Origin of the sequence: Paenibacillus sp. GYB004 (genome assembly GCF_036577605.1) — a bacterium.
Lineage (GTDB): Bacteria > Bacillota > Bacilli > Paenibacillales > NBRC-103111 > Paenibacillus_AB > Paenibacillus_AB oceani.
On record NZ_JARBDB010000047.1, the window covers coordinates 164,750 to 185,511 of the forward strand.

A 20,762-nucleotide genomic window follows, 5' to 3' on the forward strand; every position below is an offset into this window, starting at 1 on the left:
GATTTTCTTGCGGATAACGGGAGCTTGATCTGCTTGATCCGTAACGGACGCCGGTTTAGATTCCGAATCGCTGCAGCGGCATGCATACGGTAAACGTCGTTCCTTGCCCGATATCGCTTTCCACCGTAATCGTCCCTTTATACGATCCGACCCTTTCTTTGGTGACGGCAAGTCCGATCCCCGAATGGTCGCCGCTGTTTTTGGTCGAGTAGCCGGGCATAAAAATTTTGCGTCGTTCTTCCTCGTCCAACACGCGTCCCGGATTGCGCACGGAGATGAATAGATTGCCGGCGTTGTACCAGCCGCGCAGCTCGACCCACCTCTCGTGCACCGGAAGCCGGGTCACTTCGTCGAACGCGTTGTCGACCAGATTGCCGATAATTTTGACGATATCGACCGATTTGACGCCCAGATTAAGGCTGCCGAACGGAGCGAATTCGTGCCTGAAATCGATTTTTTTGTCCATCGCCGTTACGAGCTTGGACTGCACGATCGCTGCGATCGCGGGATGGCCGATCTGAATAATATCGTTCGTCTGCCGGATGTCCCCGATCAGTTCTCCCGTGTACCGGTGCAAATCGTCATACTTTTTGAGCTGAAGAAACGTATGAATCGTCTGCACATGATTCAGGAAGTCGTGCCGCTGGCCGCGGATCGTCGTGAACATGTCGTTCACTTCGTCGATGTAAGCCTCCTGCGTGACGCGGACCGCCTCGTCCTTGTTGCGGCCGATCATCCGGAAGACGAAATACAACAGCACGAGGCTTAGTATGGTCAGAAATCCAATTCTCGCCGCCATCGTTGTAATCTGCTCTTCCAGCACGTCCCGGATCATATGGTAATCGAATACCACTCCGATAACATAAGGATAGTCCAGCTGTTGATTGTCGGCGTCCGACGGCACCGGGATATAGCTTTTAATTACTTTTTTTCCTAGAACGACCGTCGTGTACGTAACCGGCTCATTCCGTTCAAGCGCCTGTCTGACGTTGTCGATGTCCCGCTCGCGGTCTTCGTACATATACGTCCCGAACGGAATAGGACGGTCGTACAGCGATACGAAATATTGTCCGCTTTGTGATTTCGATACTTTTAGCGGTTTGCCAAAATGGTTGTAATTAAAACCGGTCATCTCCAAAATGCCGGGATTGTCCTCGATCATCTTTTTCATGATAAGATCCGGACCGGCCAGCCTGTCATACTGCTTGATCTGGATATCTTCCACGTACGGATTGATGATGTAGTCGGTTTCCCCGTCGTAATAGTAGCCCCATTTGTCGATTTTGCTCGGATCGGTATCGGCATGTTCGATCGGTCCCGACCAGTAATGGGGCAGCTTCTGCCCTTCCGGAATCGTAACGTTCCCGGACTCCAGCAATTGCAGGAAAGCGGTATACCAGTATCCCCACTTCTTCGTACTCATGCCGATTTCTTTGGAATCGGACGAACGGACGCCGATAATATCGTCTCCTTGCTCCTGAAGCAGCGTGATGTGCGACACCCCAAGTTCCTTGCTGATCTGCTCCAGCTCGTCGTTCGTCACATGCTCGGCCCGGGGGGAAAGCCGCTCCTTGGCGGCAATCGCGGCCAACCGCAGCTGCTGGCCGACCATGTCCTCGACATATTTCACGCTAGTCTTGTACTGGTCGATCGAATTTCTTAAGTTGCTGGCGGCATGAACCGACTGCTCTTCTACATTCCCGACAAGCGTCTCCTTGGTCGTCACATAGAACAAAATATTGTTAAAAAATAATATAAAAATAACGTATCCGATAACGAGGTAGAAAATCCGTGATTTCAGGTGCAAGCCATCACCCCAGGTGCAGAACATTATGTATCCTCATTATAGCCTAAAAGATACACCAATGTTATTGCATTTTCGACTTTTTTCGATATAATCCTGCATATTTTGTCGTAAAAAGTAATGTGATCCGGATTACAGGCATAAAAGTTGAAACCGGTTATGCTAGAAGCATAGATCAGGAGCGGGAGGAATGCAGCGATGAGCCGACTCATAACGGACAGGAACACCCAGCATACGATGGTGCTTTGCGACCCCAGCGTCCGGTTCCGCGATGCGGTTAACCGGTTGGAAGAGGAGCAGGGCGAGATGAAAGCTCAAATTTTGTCGATTCGGCAATTGGTGGAAGAGAGCCGGAAGGGAGAACCCGGCCCGGTCTGCGCCCGGATCGCCGAGATGAAGCCGTACGTGTGCGAGCTGCTGGCGCGTCTGCAAAGCCATGAGGAATGGGAGAAGCGTTATGTATTTCCGCTCCTTGCGGAACTGACCGGCAAAAGGATGGGGCCGATGTCGGTGATGGATCTGGAGCGGGAGTGGGCGATGCAATATTTAAAGTCGTATATCGAGGAATCCGGCAGTATCGGAATGTTTAGCCCGGAACCGAAAACGAGGGAGCTTCTGCGGCAAATCGAACAGGCGCTTTTTATACTGGAAGAGCATTTGCGCAAAAACGAAGAGATCGTATTCCCGCTGGCCGACCAGATCGCCGCAGATATGGACCGGTATTACCGGTAAACCGGGGACAATGTATGAAATATGGTTGAAGCTTTTCCGTCATCTTGAACAGGCGTTGGCCCATATCATGTACTAACCGCGCGGTTTAGCGCCGCGTTCAGGAAGGTGGATGATGCATGGACCGGCGACCGTGGCATGACTATTACCCCCAAGAAGTGCCGACTACGCTCGATTATCCGTCCGTTCCCATTACGACGCTGTTGCAAACGACGGCGGAGCAATATCCGGACCGTCCGGCCGTTACGTTTTTCGGCAAGCGGACGAAGTACAAGGATCTGCTGCAGCAATCGTACCGGTTCGCTAACGGCTTGCACAGCCTCGGAGTCGTTCCGGGCGACCGGGTCGCTTTGCTTTTGCCGAATATGCCCCAGTATGTGATCTGTTACTATGGAGCTTTGTTCGCTGGCGCGACCGTCGTGCAGTTGAATCCGCTGCATGTCGAACGGGAGCTGCTTCGGCACATCACCGATTCGCAGGCGGATACGATCGTTTGCCTGGACCTCTTGCTGCCGCGAATCCGCAATATCCGCGAGAAGGCCGGTCTGAAGCGGATCATCGTAACGGGAATCCGCGATGAGCTGCCGCTGGTGAAGAAAGCGCTGTATCCGCTCGTACAGAAACGGAAAGGACCTTTGCCTAAGTACGACGCCGAACAGGAGCAGCTGTTCATCCTCCACCGGCTGCTCCGCTTCGCAAAGCCGGAGCCCGTCTCCCACCCCGTCGACCCGGAGCGAGATGTGGCCGTTCTGCAGTATACGGGAGGAACGACCGGGGCACCGAAGGGCGTTATGCTGACGCACGCCAATTTGGCCGCCAATACGCGCCAATGCGCAAGCTGGATGTATAAGGTCGATGCCGGACAAGAAATCATGCTGGCGGCTGTACCGTTATTTCACGTGTACGGGATGACCGTATGTATGAATTTCGGCTTGTCCATCGGCGCCAATGTGGTGCTGGTTCCTAAGTTTGAAGTCGAAAATTTGCTAAAAACGATCCACCGCGAGAAACCGACGATATTTCCCGGAGCGCCGACCATGTATATCGCGATTAATCATCACCCGGACTCGGCAGTCAAATACAAGCTGTCCTCGATTCGCTGCTGCATTAGCGGTTCCGCGCCGTTGCCGCTGGAAGTTCAGCAGCAATTCGAAAGGCTGACGGGCGGGCGGCTGGTCGAAGGTTACGGATTGTCGGAATGCTCGCCGGTAACGCATGCGAATCCGATCTGGGAGCGTCGCAAATCCGGTTCGATCGGACTGCCGTGGCCGGATACCGATTGCAAAATCGTCGATATGGACACCGGCGAGACGTTGCCCCCCAATCAGATCGGCGAACTGCTTCTGAAAGGCCCGCAGGTAATGAAAGGGTATTGGAACAAGCCGGAGGAGACGGCTGTTACGGTCGGGGACGGGTGGCTGCGTACTGGCGATATGGCTTATATGGACGAAGAAGGTTATTTTTATATTGTCGATCGCAAGAAAGATCTGATTATTGCCGGAGGGTTCAATATTTTCCCGAGGGAGGTCGAGGAAGTGCTCTTCGAGCATCCGGACGTGCTGGAAGCGGCCGTTATCGGCGTGCCCGACGAATACCGGGGGGAAACGGTGAAAGCGTTTATCGTATGCAAACCGGGCGTTCAGGTGTCCGAATCGGAGCTGGACAGCTACTGCCGCCTCAAGCTGGCTGCGTACAAGGTGCCGCGAGTCTACGAATTTCGCGATTCGCTGCCCAAGTCGATGATCGGGAAGGTGCTCCGGAGAGAACTTAGAGAGGAGCAACTTGCGGACGGTCCCAAAGGGTAAGGGTTAACCGCATATGACGAAACAGGAGGGAGGTCATGACGGCTACCCTCCTTCCTGCTGTTTCTGCTGCCGTTTGGTCCCAAGCTGTTTCAAGTTGGCTAGCTCCTTCTTGACCAGCGTTCTTTCGCCGTGCGATACTGTCGAATATTTGCTGCCCGGGGTAACGGGCTCCTCAAAAAAAACGACCGACCGTTCTTCGTCGAAACATTGAATTTTGCGCAGGTGGACAAGGTTCGTCCGGTCCAGCCTGCGGAAGCCAAAATCGTCCAGATGTTTCTCCAGCGTCGATATTTTGGGCAAGATAGGATAGTACTCTCCATCCAGCGTATGGAAGATGACCGAACGTTCCCAGGTTTGGATGCTTATGACCTGGCTGATATCAAGCCATACAATCTCGTTATTGTTTTTGGGATCACGCGTGACCGGAAAATGCATATGTACACACACCCGCTTCAAGGATGGCCGGGCCGCCTCAAGTCCGAACTCGGGCAGCCCGTGCTCAAACGGTATTAGTTCAATACTACCGGAGCTTCAGGACGATGGCCTGCGAAGAGCGAAGCCGTTTGGAAGAAACGATTCTGCTAAGCCCGCTCCACTGTCGAAAAGGATAAGGAACTGTCTGAACTCTCATACGACGCTCCTGTGCAGCTGTAATGGATATTTTTAGTCATACAATATATTACAACTATAGGTATATACTGTTATTATAATGGATAATAGTGGAATATTAAAGTGCTATTAATAGAATTTATGTAAATAGTTACTAATTTAAAAATATGACTATTCGTTTTTTTGGATCGGACTTTTATGTCGCCAAACAAAAAGAGATGCTCCGGATTCTTTTACTTCGGCAGCATCTCTTTAAGAGGCTTATACAACGATAACGTGCTGATGGTAAGGCAGCGTACTTACTTTGCCGAGGTGTGAACCGTCTCTTAAGTCCGGCCGCGTCCGCATACATGGCAGCAGCCGGTACCGGCTGGAAGCGGCATGCAAGGAACGGGATGAAGAATACGAATCACATACGGATGATAAATGTCGCGATAGATGACAACGGGACGGGCGTAGATCGTATAGGCGGGCGCCGGCGTATAGGGAAAGGGGACAGGCCTCATGATGGTTCCAGCTCCTTTGCGGCAAACGATACTACACTATATGTCTCCGGGGCGGAAGCGGAGAGGGCGGCTGCCCAGCGGCAATCGGACACACGGAACTATCGGTCCTTTCCCCTGTAATAGGTGGGAGCGACCCCTTCCGCTTTGCGGAAAGCCCGGCTGAATGCATGAATGCCCGGGAAGCCGAGCCGCTGCGCGATTTCGGTGACGGGTAGCGTCGTGAATTGGATAAGCTCCTTGGCTTTTTCGATTCGTTTGATCTGGTAATATTTCATCGGAGGAACGCCGAACGCTCCTTTAAAGGAACGGATGAAATAATATTTGCTCATATTAGATGCGGCAGCCAGCTCGTCGACGGATAGGCGTCGATCCAAATTTCGGGCTATGTGCAGCTTGGCCGCTTGCAGCGCCTCCATATTGGTCAGCACATGCTCGTGCTCCTGCCAGTACAATTCGCGCAGCAGCAGCGTCCACAGCTGAATGAACATCCCTTTCACATTCGTTTCATAAAACGGCAGCTTCCGTTCGTATTCGTCCACGATGCCAAGCAGCATCGATTCAAACAGAGCGCTGCTCCGCAAGCGGACCCGGCTGGGGATCTGCATCGGCGGCGAGGACAACACGTCGTCGCGAAACCAGCGCAGCTCCTGTTCGTTCATCTGGTCCATCGGCTTAAAGCTGATCTTCACTTCGGGACTGTCCGGCCGTTCGATCAGGTCAAAATGAATGTGAGGCTGGCGCAGCGCGGGACATCCCGGAGCAAGCCGGATCGAGTGGCGCTCCCGGGGCCGGAATAGAAAGATGTCGCCGGGCACGCCCTCGTAGGTAGTATCGCCGACCGTCACGATAATGTGCCCTTCCTTGACGTAAAGCAGCTCGTAGTCGAACAGGACGCGCTCGTGCAGCACCCAGCCGGCCGGAGCCGTGTGATCGAGAGCTGTTCTAATGTAGGGAGATAACAGCGATACATCCATAGCGGTAAGCCTCTCTTTTCCCGATAGTACAATTAAGTATAGAGGGCGGAGCGAGCCAAAACAATCGCTGATAAGCAGGGGCAAGATAGCGGGAAAATAACAATGGGGTGACAATCGCCAATAAAACACACTAATTTAATTGGAATAGAAGGTTAAATTGTCGAAAAATGATTGACGCCGGCATTGGACGGTGCTATTATACTATCTATCAATTCCGATCTGGCGGATTGGGATTGATGGAAACAGACCGATCTGTACGTCATTCCAGAAATCGGTCCACAGATACGGAGTACCGGAGAGGGGTAACAGGCCATGAGAAACAGAAAGTCTTACATCGCCGTCGTGCTGGCCGTCGTGCTGGCTATGGTGCTGGCAGCGTGCTCGACCAAGCAGGAGCCTGCAGGATCGGCGACGAATGCGGGGGGCGGCGGAGAGCAGCCATCGCTTAACGGCAAGAAAATTGCACTAATTATGGAATTTAACCAAGGAACGTTCTCCGCTCAGTACATAGCGGGCGTAACCGAGCAGGTCGAGAAGCTGGGCGGCAAAGTGACCGTATTCAGCGCCGAAACCGATATGAACAAAATGATCGCGAACCTGGATGCGGCGGTCAACCAGAAGTTCGACGGCATCCTGATCGACCACGGCAAGCCGGAAGCGCTCGAAGCCGGAGTGAAAAAGGCGCTGGAGCGAAAAATTCCGGTCGTCGCTTTTGATACCGATCTGAAAGTGCCTGGCGTTACCGTATTGTCCCAAGGCGACCAGCAGATGGCGAAGGTCACGCTGGAGAAGATGGCTCAAGATATCGGCGGCAAAGGCAGCATCGTCAAAATCTGGGTAGCCGGATTCGCTCCGATGGAACGCCGTCAACTGGCGTACAAAGAGTTTATGGACAAAAACAAAGATATTAAAGAAATCGCGGCATTCGGAGCGGCTACGAATAATACGGCGCTCGATACGCAGGCGCAGATGGAAGCGATTCTGAAGAAATACCCGAACAAAGGCGATATCACCGCAGTATGGGCGGCATGGGACGAGTTTGCCAAAGGCGCATCCCGCGCGATCCAGCAGGCGGGACGTACGGAGATTAAAGTATACGGTATCGATCTGAGCGATGAGGATCTGCAAATGATCCAAGACAAAAACGGACCGTGGATCGCCTCGGCCGCCGTCGATCCGAAAGATATCGGCCGCGTGCAAGCCCGTTACCTGTACCAGAAGTTTCTGGGCGAGTCGGCGCCGGACAGCGTCGTGCTGGAACCGGTATTCGTCTCCCGCGATCAGCTCCCGACGGACAAAGCGGTATCGACGACCCAGCTCGGCGATTATGTCAAAGGCTGGAGCGGCAGCCAGCAAGGCTTATCGGACAAGGTGAAGGAACTGGAGAAACAGAATCAGAAATAAAGGTTAGATAGACAAGCTCCCATCGGCGGCAAGCCGGTGGGATTTCGCATGTATCGGCGGAATGCAGGAAGGGGCTGGTAAATCGATGAGCGGAATGCTGAAAATGAAGCAAATCGGCAAGTTTTTCCCTGGTGTCCGTGCGCTTTCGGGCGTCGATTTTGAAGTGCGTTCCGGCGAAGTTCACGCGCTGCTCGGTGCGAATGGGGCGGGAAAAAGCACGCTGATGAAAGTATTGTCCGGCGCCTACACCGCGGACGAAGGGACGATCACGATCGACGGACAGGCCGTGTCGATCCGGACGCCGATCGACGCGAAGCGTGCGGGCGTCCAGTGCGTCTACCAGGAGGTCGATACCGCTCTGGCTCCCGGATTAAGCGTGGCGGAGAATATCATGCTGGACCGGCTGTCCTACGGCTCGGGCGGCGCTTTCGTAAGCTGGGGAGCGCTCCGGCGGGAAGCGGCTGCCGTTCTCGCAGGCATCGGCGTGACGAAGCTGTCCGTCGACAAGCCGGCAGGCGAGCTGCCGATCTCTCAGAAGCAGCTCGTTCTGATCGCGCGAGCTTTGGCGCAGAAAGCAAAATACATCATCCTGGACGAGCCGACGGCCCCTCTCAGCCTGGAGGAAACCGAGAGCCTGTTCCGTACGATGAGAACGTTAAAGTCGGAAGGTGTCGGCCTGATCTTCATCTCCCACCGGCTCCCGGAAGTATTCGAAATCTGCGACCGGATCACTGTGATGAGGGACGGAACACGTGTATCGACCGTAGAAGCGTCCGCGACGTCCGCACCGCAGGTTGTAGAGACGATGCTCGGCAAATCGCTGGAGGAGGAGTTTCCGAAGCTTCAGGCGGATATCGGGAGCGTGTTGTTCCAGGCGGACAACGTACACGGATCGGGCAAAGTGCACGGCGTTGATCTGGAAGTACGCAGCGGGGAAATCGTCGGGATCGTCGGACTTGTCGGAGCGGGCAAGACGGAACTATCCCGCTTGCTGTTCGCCGCGGACCGGATCGATCAGGGGACGCTCCGTATGAACGGAACGGCGTTGAAGCTCAAGGAACCGCAGGATGCGATCCGCGCCGGAATCGTGCTTGTCCCCGAAGAGCGCAGACAGCAGGGGGTGCTGATCGGGGAGTCGGTCAAAGTCAACTTGACGCTGCCGATTCTGAAACGTCTTGCGCCGTCGGGCTGGATTCGGGGCAGAGCCGAATCGAAACATTCGGCACAGCTCGTCGAACAGCTCGGTGTGAAAACGCCGCATATCGAGCAGACGGTCGGTTACTTGAGCGGAGGGAATCAGCAGAAGGTCGCGATCGGCAAATGGCTGCCGACCGAGGCGAAGCTGTATATGTTCGACGAACCGACCAAAGGGATCGACATCGGCGCGAAAAGCGATATTTTCCGCTTGATCGGGCAGTTGGCCCAGCAAGGGAAAGGCGTGCTGTATCTGTCTTCGGAAATGAACGAAATCATCGGCATCTCGGACCGCATACTCGTCATGTGCGACGGCCGGATCGTCAAGGAGTTTAACCGAGGCGAGGCGACGGAAGAGCAAATTCTGCTGTTCGCAAGCGCCGGAAAGGAGCAGGAGGATGAAAAGTAAGTTATTGGATTTGTCTTTCAAGTACGGCGCTCTGGTCGTCATAGCCGGTGTATTCCTCTTTTTCTCGATAGCGAACGAAAACTTTTTAACCTACGGCAATATCGCCGATATATTGCGTTCGATCTCGATCGTGACGTTTATTGCGATCGGTGTGACGTTATCACAAATCGTAGACGGCTTCGACTTGTCGGTCGGCTCGACCGTCTCGCTGACGACTGTTGCGGCCGCGACGATGATGGTCTGGTTCGAGCAGCCGCTGATCGTCGTCATTCTCGTTCCCATCTTAATCGGCGCGGTCATCGGACTGCTTAACTCGCTGCTCATAATCCGCTTCCGGATTCCCGACCTGCTGGCCACTTTAGCGGTGATGTATATGGTCGGAGGCATTCAGAAGACGTATACGAAGGGATACGCGATCTACAACAACATGCAGATGACCGACGGGACCAAAGCGCCCGGGCAGTTTCTCGAATCGTTCAAGTGGATCGGCCAGGGAGAGCTGCTCGGCGTGCCGGTACCGGTCGTGCTGATGCTGCTGGCGGTGGCGCTCGTTCATATCTTCCTGAAATACACCCGCTGGGGCCGTCAACTGTACATTACGGGCGGCAACCGCGAAGCCGCGAGGCTGTCCGGCATTCCTGTGAACCGTGTCCGGATGATCGCTTATGTGCTGTCCGGCTGCTTTGCCGCCATTGGCGGGCTGCTGTACGCGGCCCGGGTCGGTTCCGGTCAAATCGATGCAGGCGCTCCGCTCCTGATGGAATCGGTAGCGGCGGTGTTCGTCGGATTCTCGGTGCTCGGCGCCGGCAAACCGAACGTCATCGGCACGTTCCTCGGAGCGGTGCTGATTGGCGTGCTGCTGAACGGGCTGACGATGCTGAACATGCCTTATTACGCGTTTGATATTATTAAAGGCGGCGTGCTGGTGCTTGCGCTCGCTATTACGTTTGTCCATCTGAATCGCCGCAGGGTGTAGAAGTTTACATGTTCTATATAAAGCGAGGAGCCGCCGCAAGCTGCGGCTTTTTGTGTTTGGGAAGACGCGAGAGCGCAGCCATTACCGAAAATAATCGTAGGCGTCCGCCGGGTGCGGTGTTACAATGGGGATGGATTATAACGGAAGACAGCGGTTACTACGAAAGGGGGACTCCCGTGGATCGACAAACGGTTCGGGCATGGGTGATGTACGACTGGGCCAACTCCGCATTCGCCACGACGATGATGGCCGCGGTGCTGCCGATCTTCTACAGCAGCGTAGCTGCGTCGACACTGCAGAACGAACAGCTGGCCACCTCGTATTGGGGGCTTACGCAATCGATCGCGATGCTGTTTGTCGCGGTGCTGACGCCTATATTGGGAGCGGTTGCGGACTATTCGGGCTACAAGATCCGATTTTTACGGATGTTTTCGTATTTGGGAATAGTGGCTTCGCTTTGCTTCGTATTTGTAGGCAACGGCGACTACGTATTGGCTTCGTTCTTATTTATTCTCGGAACGATCGGATTTACCGGAGGCAATTCGTTTTACGATGCGTTGTTAAACGATCTGGTCGTACCGGAGAAGCGGGATTACATATCGTCCAAAGGTTATGCGTTCGGTTATATCGGCGGGGGGATTCTTCTTGTGATCAACCTGCTGTTAATTGAAAAGTATCAATGGTTCGGACTGCCGGATAAAACGACGGGTACTTATATCTCCTTCGCTTCGGTCGCTTTGTGGTGGTATTTGTTCTCGCTGCCTCTGTTCCGCAAAGTAAAGGATAAAAAAACCGGAGGCAGTCACACGATCGGCCAATATACGGCAATCGGATTTACCCGCATCCGGGATACGTTTAAGCGGATCAGACGGTATCCGGAGCTGCTTAAATATTTGATCGCTTACTGGTTTTTCAATGACGGCATCAGCACGATTATTACGATGGCCACGATTTACGGTACGGAAATCGGCTTGGGTACGGGTCATCTGATCGGCGCGCTTGTCATTACGCAGTTTGTCGGCATCCCGTTCACGCTGCTGTTCGGTAAAATCGCGGAGCGGCTCGGCTCGAAGCGGTCGTTATATATTTCGTTAAGCGTTTACGTGCTGATTGTCTTGTTTGGTTACTTTATGAGTGAGACCTGGCATTTCTACGCGCTAGCGTTTATTGTCGGGATGGTGCAGGGCGGCAGTCAGTCGATCGCCCGTTCGATCTACAGCCGGCTCGTGCCGCAGGACCGTCCGGCGGAATTTTTCGGATTTCTTACGGTGTCCAGCAAATTTTCCGCGATTGTCGGACCGTTTGTCTTTTCGGTAGTCGGTTTGATGACAGGTTCGAGTCGGCTTGGCATACTGGCGCTGGCTGTCTTTTTCATCGTCGGAATCGCGATGCTGATGAAAGTGAATTTGCAAAAAGGCGCGGCAGAGGCGGCTACGGCGGAGGTTTGACGCTTGCAGCTTCGCTTCTTGTATAGCACCGCAACAGCAATCGGCCGATGTCCCTCCGGGGCATCGGTTTTTCGATTCGTTCAGACACTTATAAGCTCGTCACCTGTCAACCAGCGGAGATTGATCCGAGCCATAGCACGGGGAGAAGCCATAGGTAGCGGCGGGGGCATGAGCAAGCGCAAAGCCAAAAGCCAAAAGCCAAAAGCCAAAAGCCAAAAGCCAAAAGCCAAAAGCCAAAAGCCAAAAGCCAAAAGCCAAAAGCCAAAAGCCAAAAGCCAAAAGCCAAAAGCCAAAAGCCCAAACCCAAAACCGAATAAGAGCGGTTTGCAATCGGTTTATACCCTCTATTTTGTCCAAAACCCGCTTTTGGCGGAGAAATATAAGCGATCTGTACCCTCTATCTATTATGCCCGAAAATGGTACTCCCCTGCTAATTGGTTGAAATAAGGGTGCAAACCGCCTATATTAGCTGCTGCCCTCCGAAAAAGGCAAAATAGTGGATGCTAAAAACTCCTATTTGTTAAGGGTCAGCGGATTTACGTTTTCGCGAAGCTGGCCCCTAACGATTTTTGCTAGATGCGGTTGTTGGGTGAGACGAATTCGAATTTGGTTGTTTTGTAGCGAAGCGAAGCGATGCTTCTAATCCGGCAGTGAAGTGGGGAACAGGCGAATACATCCGCGATGCCGATCCTTCCTTGGGCAAGCAGCTCCGCCAGGATGCGGCTTTTATCATCTAGCCGTATTCCGGTGTTTATTGATCCACCCCAGCAATCCCATGGCGACGACGGCTCCGGCCAATCCAAGCGCCATATCTTTCTGGCTGTCGAACAGATCGCCTTGCATGCCCATGTAATCTTCGCCGGTTTGACCGCCGATCAGCGCGACGATCATCTCCAGTATTTCGAATAAAGCGCTGCAGCCGAAAACGATCGACACCGGAACGGCATACGACCACAATCCGCGCAGGTTCGCCTTCCGGACAAGCAGCTCGCGCACCGGATACGCCCACAGCAACCCGAAAGTAAAATGGACGACTCGGTCGAAGTAGCTGCGCTTCGTATGAAAAGCCGATTTCAGCCAAACGTCGAACGGGGTGTTCTGATACGTATAATGAGCCGCGTACGTATGGAGACAAAAAAAACCAAACAGCAGCAAATAAGAGAGGGTGCTCAGACGATACTTCCGGTAGGTGAACGCTAAAGCGAGCACGGCTGCGACGGGGAGCAAGTTTTCCATCAACCACTGCATCCGGTTCGTCGGTGAAAAGGCCATATATATCCAAAAAGCGGCGAAAACGGCAATGAGAAGCTGCAGCACCCGGTTTCGCAAAAACGGCAAATGCGGATTAAGCAGCAGAGGCGTGGAGCTGGGTCGTGCGTCTTTCGAACGAGGTGCGGTAAAATCCCGATCCATGGCTTAGGCTGCTCCTTCCTCCTGTGTTTTATTAGGTTAGGGAATCGCCGATCTGCTTTAGTGTGAACGATTGCGTGTAATTCATACATCCGCAACGGGACGGACTTTCATTCGTCATGAATCCAGCATATGCGGCAAAAAGAAAACCCCCTGTTGTCCGCCAAAGGGCCGATAACAGGAGGCTGATTCGATTCGTTTTTCGTTCCGCTGGGGCTGGGAAGTCAAAGCATCGGGCTTGCATGAACGATCTTATGGCCTTCGGAGCAAGGCTTGCCGGTCTCGTACGAGATATCGCCAAGCAGGGCTTCCAGCCTGACGCGAGCATGCACACGATCCGAAACTGCTGATCCCGCCGATCCGTCCTTTGCGATTGCCGATTCAGGCGCAATATAGTCCAGCGCCGCTTTCATCAGCGGCTCGCCGTCCTGGATCGCCAGCTCCCACAAGTCCCAGAAGCTTTCGGTATGACGCTCCTCCAGAATGGAGGGATGCCGCCATTCCTTCCGCGATTCGTTTAGAAAGTCGAGTAGGGGCACTTCCTTCTTGAACAGAAACGGTTCGATCTGACCGAATGTAATCTTCCGTTTGATCGCGGCCGGGTCGTGGAACAGCTTCTGGGCGCGAATCATATCGCGGTATGCATCGTCCCAGTCCCTGGCGGTGAACCGTCTGCCAAGCTCCGGATAGTGCAGCCGCGTCAATCGCTCGAACACTGCAGCAATCCCGCCGGGAAGTGCGCCGCCGGCGTCGATCTCTTTCCAAACGGGAGTGTTCCACGTCTCGATCCCGAGCCGTTGACGAGCGACCAGGGTATCGATAAAAATCTCGAACCGTTGATGGTCCCACTTCTTGAAGCCCGACAAATAAAACACGTACGGGTGCGCATTACGATCGAGAATATGATGGGTCAAAAAGCCAAGCGCGAACACCGTGTCCGGAGCGTTAAGCGGCATGCCCCTTACCGCTTCTAGCAGATCGAGCAGGAAAGGGCCGCATTGTCTGCTGTGCATGGCGCTTCCGAGCTCGGGCATGCCGGCCGTTTTCTGCCATGGGAGGAAGCGGTGATAAAATAAAAAGTCGGGTCCCTGGCAGCCCATATTGTAGACGCGTCGGAGCTCCGGAGAGGCGGATGCCGCCAGAAATCCGACAAGGTCCGCCAGCTCGCGGCCGAATATGAAATGAGTCCAAATGTTAGGCATAGGGAACGCTCCTTTGTTCCCTTATTGTATCAGTCGAGCGGAACGAGCTTCAAGGCGTTGCCGGAGTAAATTTTCCCGAGCACGTCGGCCGGCAGATCCAGGCTGTTCAGCACTTCCTGGTGGACGTTGTCGAAATAGTCCCGTCCGTACAGGATGCGGTCCTGGAACTCGGTCAGGAACGTTTTGGCGAATTCGGGATCGCGGCTGAACGCATTGGCCCCAGAACCGGCGGAGATGTCGCAGTACAGGTTCGGGTATTTGCGAAGCATCTCGCCCACTTTGCCGCCTTCGACTACTTTGCCTTTCGGATAAGCGACCTTGTCGAATTGATCGTCGCCGGAAATATGCGCCCAGAAGCCGGGAGCGTGTCCGAGGAAGGTCGTATCCGGGCATGCTTTGACCGCGCGCTCAAATGCGTCGATACCGCCGCCGTACCACCAGTTCGGACGCGGGTACTTGGAGCCGTGGTCGAATTCGTAGTCGATATGGACGATAACCGGAAGCCCTTTCTCCCCGCAGAAACGGAATAGGCGGATCGCATCCGGATTGTCGTACATCATCCGCAGCTTAATCTCGCCGTACACGCGGACGCCGTACAGCTTGATCGCATGATCGAGCTTGTCGATCGCATCCGGTCTTCGCGGGTCGGGAGCGTAGCCGAGAATGAACTTGTCGGGATATTGCTCGGCGTAAGAGACGCAGCGGCGGAACGAGATCGGACCGTCGGGCAGCCCGGCGTCGGGAATGCTTTTGTTGTAGGCGGGATTGTACTCGTCCGCCGGGCACTCCCAGCTAATCAGCCATGTTTTGTCGATGTTGTACTGCTTCATGTTGTCCAGAAAGCGGGTGACGTTGTACCCGTACCAGTCCGGATGGTTGTGGCAGTCGATAATCATAATCGAGCCCCTCGATTCTTATGTATTCGGAAAATGAATGTGGATCGGTATCATTGTAACAAGCCATATACAGGTATTCAACACTTATTCCAATTAAGTGCGCGATTAAAGACAGCTCCGCGATGCAACAGAGGCGGACAGAGTGGAGAAATCAAGCGTATAAAGATGGAAAGCAAGGGCAAAAGTGCAGTATAATGAGAGCGTTCTGAACGTACGTAAATTTCCGAAAGGTTGGTCGCACTCATGGCATTTATGCAATGCACCTTCTCTTCCGATACGCTTAGCATCGGCGTATCAATGAACGTCATTCTTCCCGATCCGAAACCCGGCCTGACGGACCGCAAAATTCCGACGATTTATTTGCTGCACGGACTGTCGGACGATCACACGGCTTGGACGCGTTATACCGCGATCGAGCGGTATGCGAGAACCAAAAACGTTGCCATCGTCATGCCTGCCGTCAACCGCAGCTTCTACACGGATATGGCAAGCGGGTATCCGTACTGGACGTTCGTCAGCGAGGAGCTCCCGGCCAAAGCAAGAGCGTTCTTCCCGTTGTCGGACAAGCGGGAGGATACGTTTGTGGCCGGTTTGTCTATGGGCGGTTATGGCGCCTTTAAGCTGGCGCTTCGCAGGCCGGATCTGTTTGCCGCCGCTGCGAGCTTATCCGGAGCTTTGGATCTCGCAGACGGACCTGAGCGCTGGAGCCGGGATTTCGGCTATATTTTCGGACAAGTGGACCGCATTCCCGAACAGGATGATCTATTTCGTCTCGCCGAGAAGGTAGCCTTGTCAGATGGACCTAAGCCCAAGCTGTACCAGGCCTGCGGGACGGAAGATTACTTGTATCCGCACAACCAGCGGTTTCTGGCCCATGCGCGGAACGTCGGACTCGATGTCACATACGAGGAAGGTCCCGGGCTACACGAATGGAGCTTCTGGGATTCGTACATCGGCCGCGTGCTGAATTGGCTTCCGATCCGTTCGGACTAAAGGCGCAACCGTTTTGGAAAGAGGAGGGGTTATCCCAAAGGGCTTGCTTGACAGGGAACGCCTATTCTTCAAACGAGAGGAACTCAAATTCCATTGTAAAGTGGAGATGGAGTTCCTTTTTCTCTGTGGAAATCAGTTCTAAGTGAGGTGTGAAAACCGCAAAATGACTTCCGAGGCAGCCCATTGCCATAGTAGATCAGAATAGGCAGGCTCAGATCTTCATCGTACTAAAGCGGAGAAGGGTCTCTTTCTCTTTCCTAGTCGAGTCAGCAAGCGTGTAAGTGCCGCGGGACGCTTTTCGGGCCATTCGACTTCCTGCCTTGCTTGAAACGGGGTAGAAACGCAATAGGAGCGGTTTGTGAGCCTGTCGATTAACTGTGGACAACCAAGTGGAAAGGGAAAAGATGACCTTCTGGCGAGTTTTGTCTGGAATCCCCTACCTTACAATCCTTATTCAATCAAGGGGTTCAGGTCAACCTGTTTGAGCAGAAGAAGGTAACTTTTCACTTGGAACGGCCTGCTATCACTTCTATACAATGAATCGACAGCCTCATTGGAGTCGAATTGTTCCCGCAGAACCTTATCAATGAGCAGTTGGAGCGATGGCCCATTCCTTTTACGCACAAACAAACGTGTGGGTTTGCACGTCAAGGAACCGCCCGGATCATATAATACCGGACGGTTTTTTCTTTCAGGCTGGCTTTTACCGTAAAGCGCGGACTACTCGTAACCGGGATCGGTTTTATCGCCAATTATTGCGTGTAACGCGTCTTGTCTTTGCGTTCCTTTTCGTTTTCCGGTTTCTCGGTCAAATCCAAGGCGAATTCCTCGCGATACTGGTCGAGTTGCGAAGGATGTCCAGCCGGGCCGTTCTTTTTCGGCCGATTGTTCCGTCCTGCCATCGGTGTTCACCTCCCGGTTTATGAGATGTTCCCGCTTCAGGCGGGAACTCTTATAGTGTCTCTTGCCGCTCCGATCTCATACGATCGGCGGATGTCCGCAAGTTTCCGGGAGAGGGATAATCCGGTATACTGGACGTAGATACGGAATCGGGAGAGGAAGGTAATAAGCATGGCGATAAGAATCGATCGTGAATATATAAATGACGTCCTGCTCAGGCTGTTGGCGGTGCCGAGTCCGTCCGGATTTTGCGGCCGCATTATCGGGCTCGTCGAAGAGGAAGCGAAGGCTCTCGGCTGTCTGGTCGAGCGGACCCCGAAGGGCTGTTCGATCCTTACCGTTCCCGGCAAAAGCGATGAAGTGCTCGGCATCTCCGCCCATGTCGATACGCTCGGAGCGATGGTCCGGTCCGTCAAGCCAAACGGAACGCTCCGGTTCACTCCGGTAGGCGGTTATATGATACAGTCGGTTGAGAACGAATATTGCCTCGTGCATACGCGCGACGGGCGGGAGTATGAAGGCACGGTATTGTCCGTAAAGCCTTCGGTTCACGTACACGGGGATGCCAGAGAGTTGAAACGGGAAGAGGCGAATATGGAAATTCGGCTCGACGAGCGTGTAGCAAGCAAAGAAGACGTAGCGCAGCTCGGGATTCAAACAGGCGATTACATCTCGTGGGACCCTCGCACGCGCAAGCTGGCGAACGGATACATCAAGTCGCGTCATCTGGACGACAAGGCGGGCGTGGCGGCCGTGCTGGCCATGCTGAAGGCGCTGAACAATTCGGGAACCGTCCCGGAGCGGACCGTGAAAGTGTTTATCTCGGTGTATGAAGAGGTCGGGCACGGATCGTCATCTTTGCCTGCGGATATCCGGGAGCTGATCGCCGTCGATATGGGGGCGATGGGGGACGATCTGGAATGCAAGGAAACCGACGTATCGATCTGTGCCAAAGATTCGTCCGGCCCGTACGATTACGAGATGACTACGCGGCTTATCGAACTGGCCAAGAAGGAGCGGATTCCGTTTGCCGTCGACATCTACCCCCATTACAGCTCGGACGCGACAGCGGCGCTTCGTGGCGGCAGCAACATCCGGGCAGCGTTAATCGGTCCGGGCGTACACGCCTCCCACGGCATGGAGCGGACCCACGAAGACGCAATTGCGAATACGGCCGTTTTGCTGCTCGCTTATTTAGCGCAGTAACGGCCGGTCGAACGGAAGAAGCGCTAATGCTTGTCAAGTAACTCCGGTGAAAGAACCACACTTCCGCAGCAATCCGTAATCCGATACTTTCTTCGCAATTTCTCCATAATTGTGCAAAATTTTCAGAACAAGCACAACCAGACCAGCCTCCAGCTGCCGCAAACTAAGCGGAGTTGGAGGCTGGTGATGTTTCCGCATACCGGCTGCATTACTCTTGTGTTACTTTTTGCAGCTTGGCCGGATTGTTGATCTTATACGGTACCGGATGTTTGGTCAGCTTCTTCGCTACGATCTTGCCTTCGAAGGTGAGAACGTCTCCGACTGCAAGGTCCAGCTTTTTCAGAGTGGCGCTGTGGCTGGACCAGGCGGAACCGAGCTCGATCTCGGGTTCGGTGATGGCTACCGCTTCATAAATGATAACTTCGTCGTCCGTATCGGAGAAATGGTTCGGCACCGTCGTAAACTCCATCACGGTGGCTTTCATTTTCACTTTTTCTTCCGGAAGTTGAATCTTTTCCTTTTTGCCTTTTCCTTTGGCTGCCGGCGCGGGCTTCGATTCCGGAACGGAAGCCGCCGGTTCTTCGGCCGCAGGCTCGTCCGGCGTTGACGCCTGAGCTTGTTGAACCTCCTGAGCTACCTGAGTTTCCTGAGCCTCCTGCACTTCCGCGGGCGCCGCCGCTGCCGGTTCTGCATCCTCGGCCTCGGTAGAGTCGTCCGACAAAGCCGTAACCCTCCGGCCGAACGTAGAAGCTTGCATTTCTTTCAGATACGAAGGGTGGATGCAATGCCGCTGCTTGTTGTCGAATTCGATGACGGCGGTAATCGGATCGGCCAATCCGATAATGCTGCAAGGGACATTCAGTCCGTTCCCTTTGTAATAAAATGTTTTGGCTTTCGCCGCTTTCTCCGAAAGCAATCCCCATGCCTTGCATTGCTCCACTAAAGCGGCTTCGTCCTCGAACGAATTAAAAGAACCGGGTTCGATTGTGAACGTATATCCTTGTCCCATCCTAAAACGCTCCTTTCTGTTAGGCCCGACGAATCGTCGGCATCTGACCGTCTGGTCGGGTCTGATCCGGTCCTACCGTCCCGGCTTTATTGGTCCGCTTCAAACGCTAAGCGAATCCGCTCCAGCATGCCCGGAGTCGCCACCGCATCGCAAGCGGCGCCTGCAAGCGCCTTGGCGCCGAGGATCATCCCGTCCAGCGCGCGGTTCATCATCGCGTGATCGCGAAATTCCGGCGTGTGCAGCATGAACGGCTCATCAACGACCTGCACGAACGGGTGGATCGCCGGACAGCGGCGGGATACGTTGCCCAGATCAAGCGAACCGTGGTCCTGTCCGGAAAATACGCGGTCGGCCCCAATTCCGAGCTCGTGCAGATTGGCGGTGAACGCCTCCGACAATGGTTCGTTCGTCCGCAGCTCGTCGTACGAATATTCGTAATTGCTCGTCTTGAGCGTGCACCCCGTCTGCAGCGCAGCGCCTTCGGCGCACCGGATCACTTTGCGCACGGTCTCGTCGGTGTAACGACGGTTCGCCGACCGTACGTAAAATTGGGCGCATGCATAGTCGGGTATGATGTTCGGGGCTTTGCCGCCGTCCGTGATGACGCCGTGGATGCGGGTATGGCTCTCGAGCTGCTGCCGGAGCGCGTTCAGGCTGTTGAACAGAAGGAGCACGGCGTCGAGCGCGTTTACTCCGTCCTGGGGATTGGCGGCGGCGTGCGCCGACTTGCCGTAATATTCGAACTGAAGCGCGTCCATCGCCAAAGAGGAGCCCGATTGCTCGTAGCGGTGGAACGGATGCGCCATCAGCGCCAGATCGACATCGTCGAACAGCCCGGCTTCGGCCATCGGCACTTTGGCGCCTTTGGTCTCCTCCGCAGGCGTGCCGTAGACGCGTATGGTGCCGCCGGTCGTATCGATCGCCGATTTCAGCCCGATCGCCGCCCCGATTCCCATCGTGCAAATCAGGTGATGGCCGCATGCATGTCCAAGTCCGGGTAGTGCATCGTATTCGCACAGAAAGGCGACGGTCGGTCCGGGCTTGTCCGATTCGTACGTAGCGATGAAGGCGGTATCCAGGCCGAGTATTCCGGTCTCGACGCGGAAGCCGTGCTGTCTGAGCGTATCTGTCAATTTCCCGCACGCCAGCACTTCCTCGTGGCCGAGTTCGGGATGTTCGCCGATGAACAGAGCGATTTCCTTAAGCGCGTCCGCGTGATGGTCGATCGTGTTCCAGATGGTCTGTTTCATCCTGGCTCCCCCGTTTCCAAAGCGTTATATCCCCATTG

19 protein-coding genes are annotated in these 20,762 nt (G+C 54.3%); 9 read left to right on the forward strand and 10 right to left on the reverse strand.

Annotated features, from left to right (window positions below):
• Positions 1-55 precede the first annotated feature (55 nt).
• A complete protein-coding gene (locus PV433_RS19305; RefSeq protein ID WP_332073691.1) occupies positions 56-1,807 on the reverse strand; it encodes a sensor histidine kinase in 1,752 nt (583 codons plus the stop codon).
• A gap of 195 nt (positions 1,808-2,002) precedes the next feature.
• On the opposite strand from PV433_RS19305, the gene PV433_RS19310 reads away from it, so the two are divergent.
• Both PV433_RS19310 and PV433_RS19315 read left to right on the forward strand, forming a co-directional pair.
• Entirely contained in the window at positions 2,003-2,536 is a 534-nt protein-coding gene (locus PV433_RS19310; protein WP_332073692.1) for a hemerythrin domain-containing protein, read from the forward strand.
• Between the two features lie 116 nt (positions 2,537-2,652).
• Positions 2,653-4,338, forward strand: a complete 1,686-nt coding sequence (locus PV433_RS19315) for a long-chain-fatty-acid--CoA ligase (protein WP_332073693.1) — start codon at positions 2,653-2,655, stop codon at positions 4,336-4,338.
• Positions 4,339-4,380: 42 nt separating this feature from the next.
• On the opposite strand, the gene PV433_RS19320 is transcribed toward PV433_RS19315, so the two are convergent.
• From PV433_RS19320 to PV433_RS19330, 3 genes are all read right to left on the reverse strand, one after another.
• Positions 4,381-4,773 carry a LytTR family transcriptional regulator DNA-binding domain-containing protein gene (locus PV433_RS19320; protein WP_332073694.1) on the reverse strand — a complete coding sequence of 131 codons (393 nt, stop codon included), beginning with the start codon at positions 4,771-4,773 and terminating at the stop codon, positions 4,381-4,383.
• A 500-nt stretch (positions 4,774-5,273) separates the two neighbouring features.
• Positions 5,274-5,453, reverse strand: coding sequence for a hypothetical protein (locus tag PV433_RS19325; protein WP_332073695.1), 180 nt, complete (start codon positions 5,451-5,453; stop codon positions 5,274-5,276).
• 98 nt (positions 5,454-5,551) lie between these two features.
• Entirely contained in the window at positions 5,552-6,427 is an 876-nt protein-coding gene (locus tag PV433_RS19330; RefSeq protein ID WP_332073696.1) for an AraC family transcriptional regulator, read from the reverse strand.
• A gap of 312 nt (positions 6,428-6,739) precedes the next feature.
• On the opposite strand from PV433_RS19330, the gene PV433_RS19335 reads away from it, so the two are divergent.
• The 5 genes from PV433_RS19335 (at position 6,740) to PV433_RS19355 (ending at position 12,305) form a co-directional block, all read left to right on the forward strand.
• Positions 6,740-7,831 (forward strand): sugar ABC transporter substrate-binding protein, encoded by a 1,092-nt coding sequence (locus PV433_RS19335; RefSeq protein WP_332073697.1) that lies wholly within the window; start codon positions 6,740-6,742, stop codon positions 7,829-7,831.
• Positions 7,832-7,916: 85 nt separating this feature from the next.
• On the forward strand, positions 7,917-9,434 hold the full coding sequence (locus tag PV433_RS19340; protein WP_332073698.1) for a sugar ABC transporter ATP-binding protein: 1,518 nt from the start codon (positions 7,917-7,919) through the stop codon (positions 9,432-9,434).
• Positions 9,424-10,410 (forward strand): ABC transporter permease, encoded by a 987-nt coding sequence (locus tag PV433_RS19345; protein WP_190930783.1) that lies wholly within the window; start codon positions 9,424-9,426, stop codon positions 10,408-10,410. Before PV433_RS19340 ends, PV433_RS19345 begins: the two co-directional genes overlap by 11 nt.
• A 176-nt stretch (positions 10,411-10,586) precedes the next feature.
• Entirely contained in the window at positions 10,587-11,858 is a 1,272-nt protein-coding gene (locus PV433_RS19350) for an MFS transporter (protein ID WP_332073699.1), read from the forward strand.
• A 168-nt stretch (positions 11,859-12,026) separates the two neighbouring features.
• The gene (locus tag PV433_RS19355; RefSeq protein WP_332073700.1) at positions 12,027-12,305 is read left to right on the forward strand and encodes a hypothetical protein; all 279 of its coding nucleotides are present in this window, start codon (positions 12,027-12,029) and stop codon (positions 12,303-12,305) included.
• A 282-nt stretch (positions 12,306-12,587) separates the two neighbouring features.
• On the opposite strand, the gene PV433_RS19360 is transcribed toward PV433_RS19355, so the two are convergent.
• The 3 genes from PV433_RS19360 to PV433_RS19370 form a co-directional block, all read right to left on the reverse strand.
• Entirely contained in the window at positions 12,588-13,271 is a 684-nt protein-coding gene (locus PV433_RS19360; protein ID WP_332073701.1) for a DUF2238 domain-containing protein, read from the reverse strand.
• Positions 13,272-13,492: 221 nt separating this feature from the next.
• The gene (locus tag PV433_RS19365; RefSeq protein WP_332073702.1) at positions 13,493-14,470 is read right to left on the reverse strand and encodes a zinc dependent phospholipase C family protein; all 978 of its coding nucleotides are present in this window, start codon (positions 14,468-14,470) and stop codon (positions 13,493-13,495) included.
• A gap of 29 nt (positions 14,471-14,499) precedes the next feature.
• The gene (locus tag PV433_RS19370) at positions 14,500-15,366 is read right to left on the reverse strand and encodes an amidohydrolase family protein (RefSeq protein WP_332073703.1); all 867 of its coding nucleotides are present in this window, start codon (positions 15,364-15,366) and stop codon (positions 14,500-14,502) included.
• 243 nt (positions 15,367-15,609) lie between these two features.
• On the opposite strand from PV433_RS19370, the gene PV433_RS19375 reads away from it, so the two are divergent.
• Positions 15,610-16,359, forward strand: a complete 750-nt coding sequence (locus PV433_RS19375) for an alpha/beta hydrolase (RefSeq protein WP_332073704.1) — start codon at positions 15,610-15,612, stop codon at positions 16,357-16,359.
• Between the two features lie 752 nt (positions 16,360-17,111).
• Here PV433_RS19375 and PV433_RS19380 read toward each other — a convergent pair.
• Positions 17,112-17,261, reverse strand: a complete 150-nt coding sequence (locus PV433_RS19380; protein WP_332073705.1) for a hypothetical protein — start codon at positions 17,259-17,261, stop codon at positions 17,112-17,114.
• A gap of 169 nt (positions 17,262-17,430) precedes the next feature.
• Between PV433_RS19380 and PV433_RS19385 the strand changes: the two genes are divergently transcribed.
• Positions 17,431-18,465, forward strand: a complete 1,035-nt coding sequence (locus PV433_RS19385) for a M42 family metallopeptidase (RefSeq protein ID WP_332073706.1) — start codon at positions 17,431-17,433, stop codon at positions 18,463-18,465.
• A gap of 208 nt (positions 18,466-18,673) precedes the next feature.
• Here PV433_RS19385 and PV433_RS19390 read toward each other — a convergent pair whose 3' ends face one another.
• Together PV433_RS19390 and PV433_RS19395 are read right to left on the reverse strand one after the other, a co-directional pair.
• The gene (locus tag PV433_RS19390) at positions 18,674-19,474 is read right to left on the reverse strand and encodes a hypothetical protein (RefSeq protein ID WP_332073707.1); all 801 of its coding nucleotides are present in this window, start codon (positions 19,472-19,474) and stop codon (positions 18,674-18,676) included.
• 86 nt (positions 19,475-19,560) lie between these two features.
• Entirely contained in the window at positions 19,561-20,724 is a 1,164-nt protein-coding gene (locus PV433_RS19395; protein ID WP_332073708.1) for a M20 family metallopeptidase, read from the reverse strand.
• Positions 20,725-20,762 lie beyond the last annotated feature (38 nt).

Coding starts and splice junctions, on each gene's coding strand:
- PV433_RS19365 (WP_332073702.1), bottom strand. CDS start 14,470: ATGCCTAACATTTGGACTCATTTCATATTCGGCCGCGAGCTGGCGGAC.
- PV433_RS19375 (WP_332073704.1), top strand. CDS start 15,610: ATGGCATTTATGCAATGCACCTTCTCTTCCGATACGCTTAGCATCGGC.
- PV433_RS19340 (WP_332073698.1), top strand. CDS start 7,917: ATGAGCGGAATGCTGAAAATGAAGCAAATCGGCAAGTTTTTCCCTGGT.
- PV433_RS19385 (WP_332073706.1), top strand. CDS start 17,431: ATGGCGATAAGAATCGATCGTGAATATATAAATGACGTCCTGCTCAGG.
- PV433_RS19380 (WP_332073705.1), bottom strand. CDS start 17,261: ATGGCAGGACGGAACAATCGGCCGAAAAAGAACGGCCCGGCTGGACAT.
- PV433_RS19395 (WP_332073708.1), bottom strand. CDS start 20,724: ATGAAACAGACCATCTGGAACACGATCGACCATCACGCGGACGCGCTT.
- PV433_RS19320 (WP_332073694.1), bottom strand. CDS start 4,773: ATGCATTTTCCGGTCACGCGTGATCCCAAAAACAATAACGAGATTGTA.
- PV433_RS19335 (WP_332073697.1), top strand. CDS start 6,740: ATGAGAAACAGAAAGTCTTACATCGCCGTCGTGCTGGCCGTCGTGCTG.
- PV433_RS19360 (WP_332073701.1), bottom strand. CDS start 13,271: ATGGATCGGGATTTTACCGCACCTCGTTCGAAAGACGCACGACCCAGC.
- PV433_RS19355 (WP_332073700.1), top strand. CDS start 12,027: ATGAGCAAGCGCAAAGCCAAAAGCCAAAAGCCAAAAGCCAAAAGCCAA.
- PV433_RS19390 (WP_332073707.1), bottom strand. CDS start 19,474: ATGGGACAAGGATATACGTTCACAATCGAACCCGGTTCTTTTAATTCG.
- PV433_RS19315 (WP_332073693.1), top strand. CDS start 2,653: ATGGACCGGCGACCGTGGCATGACTATTACCCCCAAGAAGTGCCGACT.
- PV433_RS19310 (WP_332073692.1), top strand. CDS start 2,003: ATGAGCCGACTCATAACGGACAGGAACACCCAGCATACGATGGTGCTT.
- PV433_RS19345 (WP_190930783.1), top strand. CDS start 9,424: ATGAAAAGTAAGTTATTGGATTTGTCTTTCAAGTACGGCGCTCTGGTC.
- PV433_RS19325 (WP_332073695.1), bottom strand. CDS start 5,453: ATGAGGCCTGTCCCCTTTCCCTATACGCCGGCGCCCGCCTATACGATC.
- PV433_RS19370 (WP_332073703.1), bottom strand. CDS start 15,366: ATGATTATCGACTGCCACAACCATCCGGACTGGTACGGGTACAACGTC.
- PV433_RS19330 (WP_332073696.1), bottom strand. CDS start 6,427: ATGGATGTATCGCTGTTATCTCCCTACATTAGAACAGCTCTCGATCAC.